We start from the raw sequence: 15,889 nt of genomic DNA, 5'->3' as shown, positions 1-15,889 counted from the left end.
ATTTTCTACGATGACGCGGTGTCTCACAGTGCGGTGACGAGCTCCGACGGACTCCGGCTGGCCGTCGAGGAGCGTGGTGACCCGTCCCGGCCGACCGTCGTCGCGGTGCACGGCTACCCCGACGACCGGCACGTCTGGGACGGTGTCGCCGAGCTCCTGGCGGCCGACCACCACGTCGTCACCTACGACGTGCGGGGCCACGGCGACTCGGAGGCCCCCGCCGGCCCGGCCGGGTACGACCTGGAACTGCTCGGAGCCGACCTGCGCGCGGTGTGCGACGCCGTTTCCCCCGGCGAGCCGGTGCACCTGCTCGCCCACGACTGGGGCGCCATCCAGACCTGGCACGCGGTCACCGGGACCGTCCTGGCCGGGCGGGTCGCGTCCTTCACCTCGATCTCCGGGCCGTGCCTGGACCACGTCGCGCTGTTCCTGCGCCGCCGGTCCCCGCGCGACCTGCGGGCGGTCCTCAAGCAGGCCGCGCACTCCTGGTACACGCTGTTCTTCCGGCTGCCGGTGGTGCCGGAGATGGCCGTGCGCAGCGGGTTCCTCGGGGGGCTGCTGACCCGCCGCGAGCGGATCCCGCGGCCCGCGGTGCGCGACGCCGTCAACGGGCTGGAGCTGTACCGGCACAACCTCCCGCGCCGCCTCGGGCGTCCCGAGCCGCGCCGGACCGACGTCCCGGTGCAGCTCCTCGCCCCGCGCGGCGACGCGTACGTGACGCCCGCACTGGCGACGAGCGCGGCGGAGTTCGCCCCCGACCTGCGGGTGCGCTATCTGCCCGGCGGGCACTGGGTGGTCCGGCAGCGACCGGAGGTGATCGCCCGGTGCACCGCGGAGATGGTCGCCGGCGCCACCGCGACCGGCACCACCGGGGAGGGCGGGCCCGCCCTCGCCCGCGCACGCTCCCGGGGCACCGCACTGGTCGCCTCCGGCGGGCGCCGGGACCGGGCCGTGCGCTGGGACGGCGGGCTCGCCGTCGTCACCGGGGCGGGCAGCGGGATCGGCCGCGCGACCGCGCTCGCGTTCGCCGCCCGGGGCTCCCGCGTCGTCGTCGCGGACCTGTCCGCCGACGGCGCCGCGGAGACCGTGGCGCAGGTCGAGCGGGCCGGGGGCCGAGCGGTCGCGCACACCGTCGACGTGGCCGACGACGCCGCCGTCGCCGAGCTCGCCGGCCGGGTCGCCGCCGAGCACGGGGTGCCCGACGTCGTCGTCAACAACGCGGGGATCGCCGTCGCCGGGCCGTTCGCCGAGACGACGCTCGCCGAGTGGCAGCGCATCGTCGACGTGAACCTGTGGGGCGTCGTGCACGGCTGCCGGCACTTCGGGGCGCTGCTGACCGAGCACGGCGAGGGCGGCCACATCGTCAACACGGCGTCGGCCGCCGCCTTCCTCCCGTCCCGCGCGCTGCCCGCCTACGCGACCACCAAGGCGGCCGTGCTGATGCTGTCCGAGTGCCTGCGCGCCGAGCTGGCGGACGCCGGCGTCGGCGTCACGGCACTGTGCCCGGGCTTCGTCGACACCCCGATCACCGCTCACACCCGGTTCGCCGGGACCGGCGACGACGAGCAGGACGCCCGCCGCCGCGCGGCCGGCGCCGCCTACGCACGGCGCGGCTACACCCCCGAGCGGGTCGCCCGGCGGCTCGTCCGGGCCGTCGAGGGCGACCTGCCGCTCGCCCCGGTCACCGCCGAGGCACACGCCGGGTTGCTGGCCTCACGCCTGGCCCCGGGCCTGCTGCGCGCCGTCGCCCGCGTCGACGGCGGCACCGGCCGTCCGTCACCGACCCCCGCCCGGGAGGAGCACCGCCGATGAGCACTGCCGACGACGACCGGATCGCCCTGCACGCCCGCGACGTCCGGTTCGACTTCTCCACCCTCCGCACCGACTGGATCCCCGGCGAGCCGTTCGCCTCGCACCTCATCGACGTGCTGCACCTGCTGCTGCCCGAGGGCGAGCGGTGGTTCGTCGAGGTCTTCTCGCAGGCGCTGCCGCACGTGCACGACGAGGCACTCGCCGAGGACGTCCGCGGGTTCATCGGGCAGGAGGCGATGCACGCGACGTCGCACCAGGGGGCACTGGACCACCTGCTCGACGCCGGTGTGGACGTCTCGCGGTACGTCGAGCAGGTCGAATGGATCTTCAACGACCTGCTGGGCGACCGCGGGCTGACCGGCGACGACGCCCGCGAGTGGCTGGTCGAGCGGGTCGGGCTGATCGCGGCGATCGAGCACTTCACGGCGGTGCTCGGGGAGTGGGTGCTGCACTCCCCCGAGCTCGACGCCGCCGGTGCGGACCCGCAGATGCTCGACATGCTGCGCTGGCACGGCGCCGAGGAGGTCGAGCACCGCAGCGTCGCGCACGACCTCTACGTCCATCTCGACGGCCGGTACCTGCGCCGCATCCGGTCGATGGTCGTCAGCGGCCCGGCGCTGGCGAAGCTCTGGGCCGACGGCACCCGCCAGCTCTGCGCGCGCGACCCGCAGCTGCGCGGCACCCCGCAGCGGCGGGTGCGGCTGCGGGACTACCTGCGGGCGTCGCGGCGCGGCCTGGTCCCGGGACCGTGGATGTTCACCCGCGCCGTGCTGACCTACCTGAGCCCGCGCTTCCATCCCGCCCGGCACGGTGACACCGACGCCGCGGTGGCCTACCTGGCGCTCTCCCCCGCAGCGCGCCGCGCCGAGGGCGGGGAGCACCCGGAGACCGGCGGCACGGCATGAGCGTCGCCCCGCCGCCGTACCCGAACCGGGCCGCGACCACGCTGTCGGCGGTGACGACGCTCGCGCAGCGGCTCTCGGCCCGCGGCGCCCGGCGCCGCCGCCCGTCGGACCCGGTGGACCGGACGCTGCTCGTCGAGGTCCGGTCGGTGCACCGGCCGTGCCCTGACGTCGCGTCGCTCGAACTGGTGCCGGCCGGCCCCGCGCCGCTGCCCGGCTGGCGGCCCGGCGCACACGTCGACGTCGAGCTGCCGTCCGGGCGGCTGCGCCAGTACTCGCTGTGCGGGGACCCTGCCGACCGGTCGGTGTACCGGATCGCGGTGCGCGCGGTCCCCGGCGGGACGGGTTCCGCCGAGGTGCACGGGCTCGTGCCCGGGGCCCGGCTGCGGCTGCACGGGCCGCGCAACGCGTTCCCGCTGGCCGCCGCTCCCGGGTACCTGTTCCTGGCCGGTGGCATCGGGATCACACCGATCGCGCCGATGGTGCGTGCCGTGCACGCCGCGGGCCTGCCGTGGCGGCTGGTCCACACCGGACGCGACCTCGGGTCGATGCCGCTGTCCGCCGAGCTCGCCGCGCTCGACCCGCGGCGGGTGGTCCGCCGCCCGGACGACGACCGCGGCGCGCCCGGCGCGGACGAGCTGCTCTCGGCGGGCACCGCCGACGACGTCACCGCCGTCTACTGCTGCGGCCCGCCCGCGATGATCGAGACGGTGCGCCGCGCGCTGCCCGCGGTGCGCCGGTTCCACTCCGAGCGGTTCTCCCCGCCCCCGATCCGGGACGGCAGGCCCTTCACCGTGCAGGTCGCGGGCGGTCCGGAGATCGCGGTGCCCGCGGACCGGACGGCGCTGGACGCGGTGCGCGAGGTGCGCCCGGACGTCCCGTACTCGTGCCGGCAGGGCTTCTGCGGCACCTGCCACGTCCCGCTGCTGGCGGGCACGACGACCGGTGACCCGGCCGGTCCCGGCCGGACCGCGCTGTGCGTCGGCCGGGCGGAGGGCGACCGTGTCGTCGTCGACCTCGGTCGCTAGACCCGGCCGGTCCGTACCCTCTGGGGTGATGGCGACGACCCCGACCCGTTCACCCCGGCGCATGACGCCCGAGGCCCGGCGTGCACAGCTCGTGTCCGCCGCGCTGGACCTCTACGGCCGCCGGTCGCCCGAGGAGGTCGCGATCGAGGACGTCACCCGGGCCGCGGACGTCTCCCGGGCGTTGTTCTACCGCTACTTCTCGAGCATGGAGGAGCTGCACGTCGCGGCGCTGGGCAGCGTCGCCGACGAGCTGATCGAGCGGGTCGCGCTGCCCGCCGACGGGCCGCTCGCCGAGCAGCTCGGTGAGGCGCTGGACGTGTTCCTCGACGTCGTGCAGCGTCACGGCAGCGCCTACGTGGCGCTGCTGCGCAGCGGGTCGGTGATCTCGACCGGCGCGACCGACGCGCTGGTCGACGGCGTCCGGGACCACATCGTCGACCTGCTGTGCGTGCGCGGCGGGGTCCCGGGACCGTCCCGGCTGCAGCTGATGACGCTGCGCGGCTGGGTGGCACTCGTCGAGGGATCGGCCCTGTCCTGGCTGGAGGCGGACCGCGAGCCCGACCGCGACCGGCTGCGGGGCTGGCTGGTCGAGCAGCTGTTCGCGATGCTCGCGGTGACGGTCCGCTGCGACGACGGGCCCGGCGCTCAGGAGGGCGCGACGATGCCCAGCGCGTTCGGCACCAGCCGGTAGGCGTCCTCCGAGGGCCGGTTCACGACCTGCCCGCCGAACACCATCGTCGAGGACCCGCCGCCGTCGAGGTTGACGCCGTCGACCGCGCCCGCCCGGCGCAGCTGCTCCGCGGTCTCGCTGAGGGTCGTGCCGACGCTGGTGGACTCACGCCCGTCGGTGGTGACGAGCACGAGCCGGCCGTCGCCGGTGATCCCGGCGGCGCTGCGCGGGTCCCGGGAGGCCGTGTCGAGGCCGGGGACGGGGGCGCCGTCGCGCAGGATCGGGCTGCCCCCGACGGCGGTCTCGGGCGCCGCACCCGACTCGGCGACGGCGCGCGAACGGACCGTGACCCGGTCGCCGACGGCGAGGCCGCGCAGCGCGGCCGCGCCCTCGTCGCGACCGGCGAGGATCCGGTCGCCGGGCGGGACCGGCCCGGCGCCGGGCGGGCGGACCTCGGCGACGGCGCCGTCGCGGACCACCACCTCGATCCGGTCCGGGGCGCACGGCGCGTCGCGGTCGGTGTCGCTGCCGCACAGGGCCGCGTTGCGGTCGCCGTTCCAGTCGGAGGTGAACAGGCCGATGCCGCCGACGGGGACGGCGTAGGCGTTCAGGGTGCGGATCGTCAGCGGCCCGTCCGGGCCGGTGACCGAGGCGGCGAGGGTGACGCGGTCGATCCGCGGGGTCCCGCCCGCGTCGACGGCGAGCACGTCGCCCGGCTCGCTGCCCGGCACGGCCGGAGCGAGCCGGCGGCCGGGCGGGACGGCCGAGGTCAGGAGCGTGCCGTCACGCACCGACGGCCCGGCCGGGGCGTTGCTGCGCGAGAGGTCGAAGAAGTCCCCGTTGACGGCGGCGAGGGCGCCACCGCGCGCGGCGTGTGCGGGCACGTCGGAACGGTCACCGACGGTCGCACCGGTCAGGAGGGTGGCCCGCACGCCGTCGCGCCGCAGGTCGGCGACGACGACGTCGGTGGTCACCGGGCCGGCCGGGGTGTCGATCCGCTCCTCGCGGTGGGTGACGGCGGGGGCTGCGGGGCGCGGCGCGGGCGCCGCCTCCGGGCCCGGCACCGGCGCGGGCGCGAAGGGTGCGGGCACGGGTGCGGCGGCGGGGCGCACGGTGCTGCCGTCAGTGCCAGCGGATCCGGCGGATCCGGCGGCCCGGTGGGTGCCGTGGGTCTGCCCGGGGACCGCGGCCGGGGCGGCGGCGAGCGCGGCACCCGCGGGTGCCGGGGCCGGCGCGACCGGGGCGGCGAGGACGGGGACCAGCGCGGCGAGCGCGACCGCCGTCAGTGGCCCGGAGCTCCGGTGACCCACCCGACCCGACATGACCGCTCCCCCCGATCGCCGTTCCGACGGGGTCGAGATGATCATGCCGGGTGCGGGGAACGGTGGAGCCGTGTCCGCATTTCACCCGGCCGTGGGTAGTCCGTCCGTGGCCGGCTGCGACCGCGCTCACCGGGGCACGGGTTCAGAGCTTGCGGTACCCCGCCCCCGGGTGGTCCCCCGCGAGCCGGGCGCCGTCGCCGGTGCCGTAGCGCTCGCGCAGGGTCGGGCCGCCGGCGTCGGCCGCGGCGGGCATCCGGCCGCGGCGGCGCAGCTCCGGCACGACGTGCGTGACGATGTCGCGCATGGTGCCCGGGGTGACCGCGTAGGCGAGGTTGAAGCCGTCGAGGTCGGCCTCGTCCGCCCACCGCTCCAGCTCGTCGGCCACCGTCGCCCCGGACCCGACGACGACCGGTCCGCGCCCGCCGACGGTGATGAACTCCGCGAGCTCGGAGACCGTCCAGTCCCGGTCCGGGCCGGTGAAGGACGCCAGCGCGGACCGGGTCGACTCGGTCTGCACGTACTCCAGCTTCTGGCCCGGCCCCGCGCCGGACAGGTCCACACCGGACCAGCCGCCGAACAGCGCCAGCGCGGCCTGCGGGTCGGTCAGCTCCAGGTACTCGCGCAGGGTGGCGTGCGCCGCGTCGTCGGTCTCCCCCGCGATCGCCGTGAGCATCCCGAAGACCTTCACCGAGCGCGGGTCCCGGCCCGCCCGCTCGGCCTCGGCGCGGACGGCGTCCACCGAGCGGCGCACCACGGCGGGCGATGGCCCGGACACGAACACGGCCTCGGCGTGCGTCCCGGCGAAGCGGGCACCCCGTGGCGAGGCGCCTGCCTGGAAGATGACCGGGGTGCGCTGCGGCGACGGCTCGGTCAGGAACGCGCCGGGCACGTCGAACCAGCGGCCGTGGTGCGCGATGTCGTGCACCCGGTCCGGCTCGGTGAACACGCCCCGCTCCGCGTCCCGGACGACCGCGTCGTCGGCCCAGGAGCCCTCCCACAGCTTGTAGCAGACCTCCAGGAACTCCTCCGCGAGCTCGTAGCGCTCGTCGTGCGGGATCTGCCCGGACCGGCCGAGGTTGCGTGCCGCGGAGTCCAGGTAGGACGTCACGACGTTCCACGCGACCCGGCCGCGGGTGAGGTGGTCGAGGGTGGCGAACCGGCGGGCCAGCGCGTACGGGTGCTCGTAGGCGACCGAGACCGTCACCCCGAACCCGAGCCGCGACGTCACCCCCGCCATCGCCGGGACCAGCAGCAGCGGGTCGGCGAGCGGGACCTGCGCGGCCGCACGGACGGCGGCGTCCCGGGACCCGCCGTAGACGTCGTACACGCCGAGGACGTCGGCGAGGAACAGTGCGTCGAACCCGCCCTCCTCCAGCATCGTCGCCAGCGACGTCCAGTGCTCCAGGTCGGTGTAGCGGTACCCCTCGTCGGACGGGTGCCGCCAGAGTCCGGCGGACTGGTGGCCCACACAGGCCATGTCGAAGGCGTTCAGCAGGATGCGGCCGGTCATGCGGCGACCCTCTCATCACGGCGCAGACCGGCCCGGTGGGTCTCGGGCAGCAGGACCGTCGAGCCGATGCAGAGCGCGAACAGCAGCCCGAAGTACCCCCAGATCAGCCACGGGCGCCCGTCGCCCGCCAGCAGCAGCGCGGTCGCGACCAGCGGCGTCGTCCCGCCGATCACCGACCCGATCTGGTAGCCGAGCGAGGCGCCGCTGTAGCGGAGCCGGGTGTCGAACAGCTCGCCGTACCAGGCGGCCTGCGGGCCGTACATCGCGTCGTGGAACAGGTTCACCAGCACGACCATGCCGACCACGACCATCACGGTGGACCCGGTGTCGAGCAGCAGGAAGAACCCGCCGAGGAACAGCGGCGCGCCGATCGCGCCGATCAGGTAGACGGGCTTGCGGCCGACCCGGTCGGAGAGCATCGCCCAGAGCGGAGTCGAGAACAGCCCGATCGCCGACGCGATGATCACGGCGGTCAGCCCGGCGCTCTCGGCGGCGTCGGTGCCCTGCGCGAGGTAGGTCAGCGCGAACGTCGTCGCCAGGATGTAGACGGAGTTCTGCGCGATCCGGCTGCCGATCGTCAGCAGCACGGTCCGCCAGTCGGTGCGCAGCACCTCCAGCACCGGGCGGCGGGACAGCGTGCCGGAGTCGCGGGCGGCGGTGAACACGGCCGGGTCGGCCAGGGTCAGCCGGATCGCGAGGCCGACGATCACCAGCACGAAGCTGAGCAGGAACGGGATCCGCCAGGCACCGGCGAGGAACGCCTCCTTCCCGGCGATCGCGAGCACCGACGCGTACACACCGGACGCGAGCAGCATCCCCGCCGACGACCCGATCTGCGGGAAGCTGCCGTAGAAGCCGCGGCGGCGGGCGTGCTGCTCGCCGTCGGCGTGCTCGACGGCCATCAGCACCGCACCGGCCCACTCGGCACCGACGGCGAGCCCCTGGACCAGCCGCAGCACGACGAGCAGGACCGGGGCGAGCAGCCCCGCCGTCGGGTAGGTGGGCAGCAGCCCGATCAGCGTGGTCGCCGCGCCCATCAGGACCAGCGACCCCACCAGCACCGACCGGCGTCCGACCCGGTCCCCGAGGTGCCCCGCGACGACGGCACCGATCGGCCGCGCACCGAACCCGGCGGCGTAGGTCGCGAACGACGCGAGCACGCCGGCCGCCGGGTCGACGTCGGTGAAGAACAGCGGCGCGAAGACCAGCGCGGCGGCGGTGGCGTAGAGGTAGAAGTCGTACCACTCGATGGTGGTGCCGATGAGGCTGGCGACGGCGGCGCGGCGCGGGGACGCACCGGGACGTGCGGACGTGCTGGACACGGGTGACCTGCCGGGAGGTGGGAGGGCCCCGGCCGGGAGACGGCCCGGGGGCTGGATGGTGACGACGCGGCGTCAGCGACAGGCGTGCGACGACAGGCGGCCGTGGTCCAGCCACCGCCTGCGGGTCAGCTCCGTGCGCTCCACAGGGCCCAGCCGAACAGACCGGACACCTCCGGCGCAACGGAGAGTGAGCAGCACCGCGTGCGGCTCACCGGGTGTGGCGTGACGGCGGGGCCCCGTCGCGGGTACGGGCGTGCAGGTCGGCCCAGGCGGCGACGCCCAGGTCGCGGGGCAGCGCGCGGGCGCCGATCCCGCACGTGGCGGCCCAGTCGCGGGCGACCCGCCGCCCGTACCGCCGCCCGACGACGTCGACGACCCCGCGGCCGCGCCCGCCGAACACCGCGTCGACGAGACGCTGGTATCCCCCCGCCGGACCGTCCACCAGCGGCCGGTCCCGGCGGGCGATCTCCAGGATCCCGCCGTCCACCGACGGGACGGGCCGGAACGACCGCGCGGGCACCCGCCCGTGCAGCCGGAACTCGTACCAGGGCCACCAGCGCGCGGTCAGCGCCGTCGTGCCCCCGACCGCGGCCCGCTTGCGGGCGACCTCCCACTGCAGCAGGAGCAGCGCATGCCCCCACCGCGGCGCCGCGAGGAGCCGGCGCAGCAGCGGGGTGGTGAGCGCGTACGGGACGTTGGAGACGACGTCGACCGCGCGGCCCAGCGGCTCCCGGACGAGATCGCCGTGGCGGACGTCGACGGCGGTGCCGAACCGCTCCCCCAGCCGGGACGCACGGTACGGGTCCAGCTCGACCGCGGTGACCGGCCGGCCGAGGTCGAGCAGGGCGGCGGTGAGGGCGCCGTCACCGGCGCCGAGCTCGAGGAGCGGGCGGGGCGGCCAGCCGGCGGCTACGGCGGCCAGCGCGGCCGGGACGGCGGGATCGGCGAGGAAGTTCTGGCCGTGCTCGTGCCGGCCGAGCGGGGTGGGACGGGTGCGACGGGTCGTCAACGGGGGCTCCCGGGTGGGGAGCCGGACGCGCGCGAGAGGGCGCCGCCCGGCAGGGGTACAGGACCGGCTGCGGGGACGGCGGTGCCGCGGAGAGGTGCTGGGCGCCGCCGTCAGGCGACGCGCAGGCGCATGAAGGCTGCCACGGCCCGGACGTTAGCCGGGCCGTGGCGGCCACGCACCGGGGTTTCAGTCCGTCAGGTCGCCGGGCCGGCCGGGCCAGGGCTCGACGACGTGGTCCGGGTAGTCCTCCGTCACGGTCGCCGGGAACTCCGGCGGCCGCTTCTCCAGGAACGACACGACCCCCTCGGCGGCGTCGCGGCCCTGGCCGAGGTGGTGGATGGCCGCGGAGTCGGCGCGGTGCGCGTCCCACGGGCTCGGCGCGCCGAGCATCCCCCACAGCAGCTGGCGGGTCAGCGCGACCGACACCGCGGACGTGTTCTCCGCGATCTCGGTGGCGATGGCCCGTGCCGTGGCCAGGAGCTCGCCGTCGTCGACGACGCGGGACACCAGCCCGCCGGCGTGCGCCTCGGCGGCGTCGAACACCCGGCCGGTCGCGGCCCACTCCATCGCCTGCGAGATCCCGACGATCCTGGGCAGGAACCAGCTCGACGCCGCCTCCGGCACCAGGCCGCGGCGGGCGAAGACGAACCCGAACCGCGCCGACGACGCGGCCAGCCGGATGTCGGCGGGCAGCGTCATCGTCGCCCCGATCCCGACGGCCGGGCCGTTGACGGCGGCGATCACCGGTGTCCGCAGCGAGGCCATCCGCATCGTGACGGTGCCGCCGCCGTCGCGCGGCACGTCGCCGATCCGGCCGACCCGGGCCCGGTCCGCGGCGCGCTGCGGGTCGTTCGCGTCGAACGACGCCCCGCCGCGGCCCAGGTCGGCACCGGCACAGAACCCGCGGCCGCGGCCGGTCAGGACGATCGCGCGGACCCCGTCGTCGGCGTCGGCGAGGTCGTAGGCGGCGATCAGCTCGCGGGCCATCGTCGCGGTGAAGGCGTTGAGCCGGTCCGGGCGGTCCAGGGTGATCGTGGCGACCCGGTCCTCGACGTCGTAGGCGATCTCGGTGAACTCGGAAGCGACGGTGCTCATGCCCGCCGAGTCTGCCGTGCGTGATCACCCACGACGAGCCCCGAACCGCCGCGTCCGCACGGTCACGCCGCCGTCCGGGCGTCCCCCGGCCAGCGCCGCGGCGCGGATGCAGGCGTGCGTCCACATGTTGAGCTGCACCTCCTTCGCCACCCGGAGGTGGTTGTAGAGCAGGTGCGAGAGCCGGTCCCCGGGCCGCGCCCAGGACTCGATCGAGAAGACCAGCCGGTCGCCGTCGCTCCGCACGGCGAACGTGATCCGGCCGGCCTCGAGGTGCCCGCGCAGGGTGACGAACGTGAAGCTCGTCGGGTCGGCGGCGCACACCCGGACCGGTCCGTCCCAGGGGCCGGGCATCCGGATGAGGAACTCGTCACCGACGGCCGTCCGGCCGGGCGTGCCGCGGGTGCGGCGGAACACCGCGAACTCCGGCGACCACCGGTCGTGGTTCGCCGCGAGCCGCTCCATCAGCTGTTCCGGGCCCAGCGACGAGCCCCGGATCCGGACCGAGTAGCGACGGTGCAGCAACGTGCCGCGCCCGTCCTCGGGGCGCTGGACACGCTCGTCGCCGGCGCCGTGGGGAGCCGGCGGTGGCAGGTCGGACCGGTCCCCCACGACGTCGCTGCGGTGGATCGGCGTGGTCCGCCAGAAGTACCGCCAGGACACCAGGACGAGTGCCACCGGCCACCGGGCGAGCGCGGCGACCCGCCGGGAGCGCCGGTCGCCGGTCACCGGTGGGGTGCGGGTGTGCGTCGGGTTCGTCATCGCACCGGGGTGTACCCGGCCCGCGGGCGGGGAACCTTCCGGACATGACGGTCGGATCGGTGGTGCGCCGGAGCGGGTTGCGCGGCGCGCACCTGCAGTGGATCTCGCTCGGGTCGGTGGGGCTGTCCATCGGGTTGTGGTTGCGCGCCAAGACGGTCGACCAGGACGAGCGCGGCAACGCCGAGCGGCGGGCGGTGTTCGTGGGGTTGTGGCCGTCGATGCTGTGGATGATCGGCGACTCGATGCGGCGCGAGGAGCAGCGGTCCTGAGCGGCGTGCGCAGGAACCGTCCCGATCCCGAGCGCCGCCGCGCCGACCTCGACGGCCTCGCCGCCCGCGCGGTGAACTTCGACGCGGCCGACGCGCCGGTCACCGCGTCGGACCGGCGCTGGCACGTCGACCACGGCCGCGCCCTCGTCGGCTCCGAGCCGCCCGGCGACCCCGTTCCCGACGGCGACTGGGAACGGGCGTGCGCCGTGGTGCGCGGCTACCAGTTCACCGACCACCACCGGCTGCGCGGCGTGTTCCGCCCGGCCGACCCGCTGCTCGGCCGGGACATGCTGCTGGAGGGCCGGTTCGGGCCGCTGCGGTTCCACCTGGGCGTCCGGGTGACGGACGTCGTCGACACCACCCGCGACGGGAAGCGGATCTGGGGCTGGACCTACGAGACGCTCGACGGGCACCTCGAACGCGGCCGGCTCACCTACGAGGTGGTGAAGGACCTGGCGGACGGCGAGGTGGAGTTCGTCATCCGCGCCTTCTCCCGGCCCGCCCGGATCCCGAACCCGTTCTACCGCCTGGGTTTCGGGCTGTTCGGGCGCGCGGTGCAGCTGGAGTTCTACCATCGGGCGGGACAGCGGGTCCGGGACCTGCTCGCCGGGGCCCGGAGCGGCCACCCGCTGCCGGAGCCGGTGCCGGGACCGGACGGGGTGACCGTCGCCCCGGCGGGGAGTCCCCGCGCGGCGACCGACCTCGTCGCCCACCTCGTCCGCCACCCGGGGGCGTGACAGGTCACGTGGCCATGGAAGTGAGGGTCACCTAACATGGACTCCGAGATGCGACGTCCGAATCCCCTCCGCTGGCTGGCCTACGCCTTCGGTGCCCGCCTGCCCGAGCGGCACCACCGGTGGGTCCTGCACGACGTCACCTGCCGCACCTGGGTGCTGCGCCACCTCGCCCGCACGACCGTCCAGCTGCTCCCGCTGCTGGTCGTGCTGTACCTGGTCGTCCCCGGCCCGCCCTGGGTGCGGCTGGGCGCGATCGTGTCGGGTGCCCTGATCGGCTACTTCTACTCGGCCGTCTACACCGTCGAGGCGTGCGAGACGCGGGTGATGAAGGCCGGCTACCCGGTCGGTGCGGCCGCCGCGACGCGGGAGGCGCGGCGCTCCGAGCAGCACGTCACCGAGCGCCTGCGGCACGACGAGCTGCACCGCGACGAGCGCAGCCGGCAGGACCGCGCGGGCTGACCCCACCGGCCTCGACGCGGTCCTCGCCGCGCACGACGTGACGGTGGCCTACCTGTTCGGGTCGCGCGCCGAGGGGCGTGCCCGGCCCGACAGCGATCACGACGTCGCGGTGTTGTTCGGACGCGACGACCTCCCCCTCGACGCCACCGAGCGGCTCGCGGCGGATCTCGCGGCGGTGCTCGGTACCCGGGTCGACGTCGTCGACCTCGCCCGTGCGGGTCTGGAGCTGCAGGGGCGGGTCGCCGAGGCCGGCCGCCTGCTGTACAGCGCCGACGACGCCGTCCGGGTCCGGTTCGAGGTCGACGCCCGGATGCGCTGGGTCGAGGTTCCGCCCCGTCGTCGAGCAGACCACGCGGTCCTTCCTCGCCCGGGTCGCCCGGGAAGGTCTGCGCTGACCCGCCGGATCCCGCACGCACGACGGCCCGGACCGTGGGGTCCGGGCCGTCGTGGAGCGGTCGTGGCTCAGGGGACGACGACCGGCCCGGTGGTCGGCGCCGGGTCGTCGGCCCAGCGGTGCCCGGACTCGCGGGGGGTGACGCCCTCGTCGGCCCAGGCCGTGAGCAGCTGCGCGACCTTGCTGTGCATCACCGTGCGGAGCCGGTCGAACGAGTTCTCCGGAACGTCGTCGACCTCGCCCAGCAGCAGCCACCAGGCCCAGGCGACCGCACCGGCGTTGGCGACGAAGTCCGGCAGCACCGGCACGCCCCGGGCGGCCAGCATGGCCTCGGCCTCCGGCGTGGTGGCGGCGTTCGCGGCCTCGACGACCACCCGCGCCCGGACGTCGAACGAGTTGTCCGGCGTGATCGCGTAGGAGATCGCGGCCGGGACGAGGATGTCGGCGTCGGCGGCCAGGATCGCGGGGCGCGGCAGCTGCTCGACGCCGGCGGGCAGCCGGGTCCGGTCGATCTCGCCGTAGCCGTCGCGCAGGTCCAGCAGCGCCGGGACGTCCAGGCCGTCCGCGCAGTGCAGGGTGCCCGCGGCGTCGGCCACCGTGGTGACCTTCACCCCGGCCTCGTGCAGGTAGTAGGCGGCCGCGCCGCCCATCGTGCCGACGCCCTGGATCGCGACGGTGGTCTCGGCGGGGATCTGGCCCCAGGACACGGCGGCGGCGAGACAGGCGTGCGCGACGCCGTAGCCGCCGATCACGTCACCGAGCTCGAAGCCGCCCTCGACCTTCGCGGTCAGACCGGTGCGGACACGCTCCAGGGTGGCGGCCGGGTCGGCCGCCCGGCTGATCGCGGCGTGGTAGCTCTGGCCCAGGCCGAGCCGCTCGAAGACCTCGTCGATCAGGTGCTGCGGGACGCCCAGGTCCTCCGCGGTGACCCAGTGCGCGTCGATCCACGGGCGCATGGCCTCGCAGAAGCGCTCGAGCACCTCGACGGCCCGCGGGTCCTTGGGGTCGAAGTCGATGCCGCCCTTGGCCCCGCCGATCGGCAGGTCGAAGGTGGCGGTCTTGTTGGCCATGCCGCGGGCCAGGTCCTCGACCTCGCTCAGCGTGCAGCCGGCGCGCATCCGGGTCCCGCCGGTGGCGAGCCCCGCCCGCAGGGTGTGCACCACGAGGTAGCCGACGGCGCCGGTGACCGAGTCGTTCCACTGCAGCCGCATGTAGGGCTCGGAACGGCGGATCGCGGGGGCGACGGCCGGAGCCGGGACACCGGCGGCCGGAACGGTCTGCGCGGCAACCTGCGGGGTGCCTCCGGCCGGGTTCTGCATCGTCGTCATGGCGACCCACCTCCTCGTCGTGCTCTACCGGTCACCGCCGCCACCGAGGGGTGGACGCCGGCCACGTCATCGCCTGTCCGGACCTCGTCGTCCACCCGGTCGGCGGCCTGCCGTGCCGGTGGGGCCAGCCTGGGGCCGGATCCCGCCCGGCGTCCATTTACGGATCATTCACGGCGGTGTTCACCGTTCCTGCACAACGCCTAGGCTCGCCGCCATGGACCTGTCGCTGCCGCGCCTGCGGATGCTGCGTGAGCTGCACCGGCGGGGGACGATCACCGCCGCCGCGACGGCCCTGCACTACACCGCGTCCGCGGTGTCCCAGCAGCTCGCGCAGCTCGAACGCGACGTCGGGACCAGGCTGTTCGAGCGCCGCGGGCGCCGGGTCCAGCTCACCGACCTCGGGGTGCTGCTCGCCGAGCACGCCGAGGAGATCCTCGCCTCGGTCGAGCGCGCGACCCAGGCCCTGGAGGAGGCCGGCGAGTCCGTCGCGGCGAAGCTCACAGCCGGGGTGTGGGCGTCGGTGGCGTCCGGCCTGCTCCCCGACGCACTCACCGCGCTGGCCCGGACCCATCCGGGAGTCGAGGTACGCACCCGCGAGCTCGCCCCGGAGGAGACGGCGGCCGCGGTCCGCGACGGCGAGCTCGACCTGTCGTTCGTCATCGACTACTCGAACTACCCGATGACCTGGGACAAGGGCCTGGAGCGGGCGGTGATCGCGGTCGAGCGGCTCTACGCGGCGGTCCCCGCCGGTGCGGTGCCGACGGCCAGCGTGACGCTCGCCGAGCTCGCCGAGCACCCGTGGATCGTGTCCCCGGCACGATCGCACTTCGGGCACGCGGTACGGCTCGCCTTCCAGGCCGCCGGTTTCCGGCCGCGGATCGACCACGAGGTCGAGGAACAGGCGACCGCGATGGCGATGGTCGCCGCCGGCCTGGGCGTGACGCTGGTGACCGACCTCGGGCTCGCGCTGCGTCCCCCGGGGGTCGACGTCGTCGCGCTCGGGGACACGCTCACCCGCACGGTGTCCCTCGCCTACCGGACCGGCTCGGCGCGCCGCGCGGCGCTGATGCTGGTCGTCGACGCCGTCCGCACTTCGGCGGCGGAGAAGGGACTCGGCGCCGACACCACGCTGCCCGTCCCGGCACCGGCCCCGGCACCGGAGGAGCCCGCCCCCGCGGAGCTCGGCACGGAGGGCGCACAGCTCGGCCTCGGCTGAGAACGGGGTCACCCGGAAGAACACCCGAACCGATCGGGCGGGGAATTCCGAACAACC

At 75.7% G+C, this 15,889-nt stretch carries 15 protein-coding genes and 1 pseudogene; 9 read left to right on the top strand and 7 right to left on the bottom strand.

Annotated features, from left to right (window positions below; genetic code table 11):
• Positions 1 to 18 precede the first annotated feature (18 nt).
• Genes PP1_RS26550 through PP1_RS26535 form a run of 4 tightly spaced genes read left to right on the top strand, consistent with a single transcriptional unit; the run spans position 19 to position 4,433 of the window.
• On the top strand, positions 19 to 1,812 hold the full coding sequence (locus PP1_RS26550) for an SDR family oxidoreductase (RefSeq protein ID WP_249266014.1): 1,794 nt from the start codon (positions 19 to 21) through the stop codon (positions 1,810 to 1,812).
• A complete protein-coding gene (locus PP1_RS26545) occupies positions 1,809 to 2,717 on the top strand; it encodes a metal-dependent hydrolase (RefSeq protein ID WP_010237342.1) in 909 nt (302 codons plus the stop codon). The genes PP1_RS26550 and PP1_RS26545 overlap by 4 nt, the downstream gene beginning before the upstream one ends.
• Complete coding sequence (locus PP1_RS26540) at positions 2,714 to 3,742, top strand: PDR/VanB family oxidoreductase (RefSeq protein ID WP_010237344.1); 1,029 nt, start codon at positions 2,714 to 2,716, stop codon at positions 3,740 to 3,742. Before PP1_RS26545 ends, PP1_RS26540 begins: the two co-directional genes overlap by 4 nt.
• A 28-nt stretch (positions 3,743 to 3,770) precedes the next feature.
• Complete coding sequence (locus tag PP1_RS26535; protein ID WP_227012824.1) at positions 3,771 to 4,433, top strand: TetR/AcrR family transcriptional regulator; 663 nt, start codon at positions 3,771 to 3,773, stop codon at positions 4,431 to 4,433.
• On the opposite strand, the gene PP1_RS26530 is transcribed toward PP1_RS26535, so the two are convergent.
• The 6 genes from PP1_RS26530 to PP1_RS26505 form a co-directional block, all read right to left on the bottom strand.
• Complete coding sequence (locus PP1_RS26530) at positions 4,388 to 5,734, bottom strand: phosphodiester glycosidase family protein (protein WP_083697182.1); 1,347 nt, start codon at positions 5,732 to 5,734, stop codon at positions 4,388 to 4,390. The genes PP1_RS26535 and PP1_RS26530 overlap by 46 nt on opposite strands.
• A gap of 142 nt (positions 5,735 to 5,876) precedes the next feature.
• Positions 5,877 to 7,244, bottom strand: coding sequence for an LLM class flavin-dependent oxidoreductase (locus tag PP1_RS26525; protein WP_075314496.1), 1,368 nt, complete (start codon positions 7,242 to 7,244; stop codon positions 5,877 to 5,879).
• Complete coding sequence (locus tag PP1_RS26520) at positions 7,241 to 8,566, bottom strand: MFS transporter (protein WP_010226272.1); 1,326 nt, start codon at positions 8,564 to 8,566, stop codon at positions 7,241 to 7,243. Before PP1_RS26520 ends, PP1_RS26525 begins: the two co-directional genes overlap by 4 nt.
• Positions 8,567 to 8,774: 208 nt before the next feature.
• Complete coding sequence (locus PP1_RS26515; RefSeq protein WP_060575418.1) at positions 8,775 to 9,575, bottom strand: ribosomal RNA small subunit methyltransferase A; 801 nt, start codon at positions 9,573 to 9,575, stop codon at positions 8,775 to 8,777.
• A gap of 186 nt (positions 9,576 to 9,761) precedes the next feature.
• Positions 9,762 to 10,670, bottom strand: a complete 909-nt coding sequence (locus PP1_RS26510) for an enoyl-CoA hydratase-related protein (protein ID WP_010226274.1) — start codon at positions 10,668 to 10,670, stop codon at positions 9,762 to 9,764.
• 24 nt (positions 10,671 to 10,694) lie between these two features.
• Positions 10,695 to 11,429, bottom strand: a complete 735-nt coding sequence (locus PP1_RS26505; RefSeq protein ID WP_010226275.1) for a DUF1990 family protein — start codon at positions 11,427 to 11,429, stop codon at positions 10,695 to 10,697.
• A 44-nt stretch (positions 11,430 to 11,473) separates the two neighbouring features.
• On the opposite strand from PP1_RS26505, the gene PP1_RS26500 reads away from it, so the two are divergent.
• From PP1_RS26500 to mntA, 4 genes and pseudogenes are all read left to right on the top strand, one after another.
• Complete coding sequence (locus tag PP1_RS26500) at positions 11,474 to 11,698, top strand: hypothetical protein (protein WP_010226276.1); 225 nt, start codon at positions 11,474 to 11,476, stop codon at positions 11,696 to 11,698.
• A gap of 5 nt (positions 11,699 to 11,703) precedes the next feature.
• Entirely contained in the window at positions 11,704 to 12,435 is a 732-nt protein-coding gene (locus tag PP1_RS26495; protein WP_010226277.1) for a DUF1990 family protein, read from the top strand.
• 48 nt (positions 12,436 to 12,483) lie between these two features.
• On the top strand, positions 12,484 to 12,894 hold the full coding sequence (locus PP1_RS26490; protein WP_139316820.1) for a DUF5313 family protein: 411 nt from the start codon (positions 12,484 to 12,486) through the stop codon (positions 12,892 to 12,894).
• A pseudogene (gene mntA / locus PP1_RS31640) lies at positions 12,782 to 13,210 on the top strand (type VII toxin-antitoxin system MntA family adenylyltransferase antitoxin); the annotation flags it as partial. The gene PP1_RS26490 and the pseudogene mntA, both read left to right, overlap by 113 nt.
• Before the next feature lie 146 nt (positions 13,211 to 13,356).
• On the opposite strand, the gene PP1_RS26485 reads toward mntA, so the two are convergent.
• Positions 13,357 to 14,616: a Glu/Leu/Phe/Val family dehydrogenase gene (locus PP1_RS26485; RefSeq protein ID WP_010226280.1), complete on the bottom strand. Its 1,260-nt coding sequence runs from the start codon at positions 14,614 to 14,616 to the stop codon at positions 13,357 to 13,359.
• Between the two features lie 214 nt (positions 14,617 to 14,830).
• Between PP1_RS26485 and PP1_RS26480 the strand changes: the two genes are divergently transcribed.
• Entirely contained in the window at positions 14,831 to 15,832 is a 1,002-nt protein-coding gene (locus tag PP1_RS26480; protein WP_010226282.1) for a LysR family transcriptional regulator, read from the top strand.
• Positions 15,833 to 15,889: the final 57 nt, after the last annotated feature.

The sequence above is a fragment of the Pseudonocardia sp. P1 genome (genome assembly GCF_000178675.2).
Taxonomy (GTDB): Bacteria; Actinomycetota; Actinomycetes; order Mycobacteriales; family Pseudonocardiaceae; genus Pseudonocardia.
The sequence above is the reverse complement of the archived record's forward strand: the minus strand, read 5'-3'. Positions and strand labels throughout refer to the sequence as shown.

Excerpts from the sequence above, each read along its gene's own strand:
- PP1_RS26545 (WP_010237342.1), top strand. The coding sequence starts at position 1,809 with ATGAGCACTGCCGACGACGACCGGATCGCCCTGCACGCCCGCGACGTC.
- PP1_RS26540 (WP_010237344.1), top strand. The coding sequence starts at position 2,714 with ATGAGCGTCGCCCCGCCGCCGTACCCGAACCGGGCCGCGACCACGCTG.
- PP1_RS26535 (WP_227012824.1), top strand. The coding sequence starts at position 3,771 with ATGGCGACGACCCCGACCCGTTCACCCCGGCGCATGACGCCCGAGGCC.
- PP1_RS26530 (WP_083697182.1), bottom strand. The coding sequence starts at position 5,734 with ATGTCGGGTCGGGTGGGTCACCGGAGCTCCGGGCCACTGACGGCGGTC.
- PP1_RS26525 (WP_075314496.1), bottom strand. The coding sequence starts at position 7,244 with ATGACCGGCCGCATCCTGCTGAACGCCTTCGACATGGCCTGTGTGGGC.
- PP1_RS26510 (WP_010226274.1), bottom strand. The coding sequence starts at position 10,670 with ATGAGCACCGTCGCTTCCGAGTTCACCGAGATCGCCTACGACGTCGAG.
- PP1_RS26505 (WP_010226275.1), bottom strand. The coding sequence starts at position 11,429 with ATGACGAACCCGACGCACACCCGCACCCCACCGGTGACCGGCGACCGG.
- PP1_RS26500 (WP_010226276.1), top strand. The coding sequence starts at position 11,474 with ATGACGGTCGGATCGGTGGTGCGCCGGAGCGGGTTGCGCGGCGCGCAC.
- PP1_RS26490 (WP_139316820.1), top strand. The coding sequence starts at position 12,484 with ATGCGACGTCCGAATCCCCTCCGCTGGCTGGCCTACGCCTTCGGTGCC.
- PP1_RS26485 (WP_010226280.1), bottom strand. The coding sequence starts at position 14,616 with ATGACGACGATGCAGAACCCGGCCGGAGGCACCCCGCAGGTTGCCGCG.
- PP1_RS26480 (WP_010226282.1), top strand. The coding sequence starts at position 14,831 with ATGGACCTGTCGCTGCCGCGCCTGCGGATGCTGCGTGAGCTGCACCGG.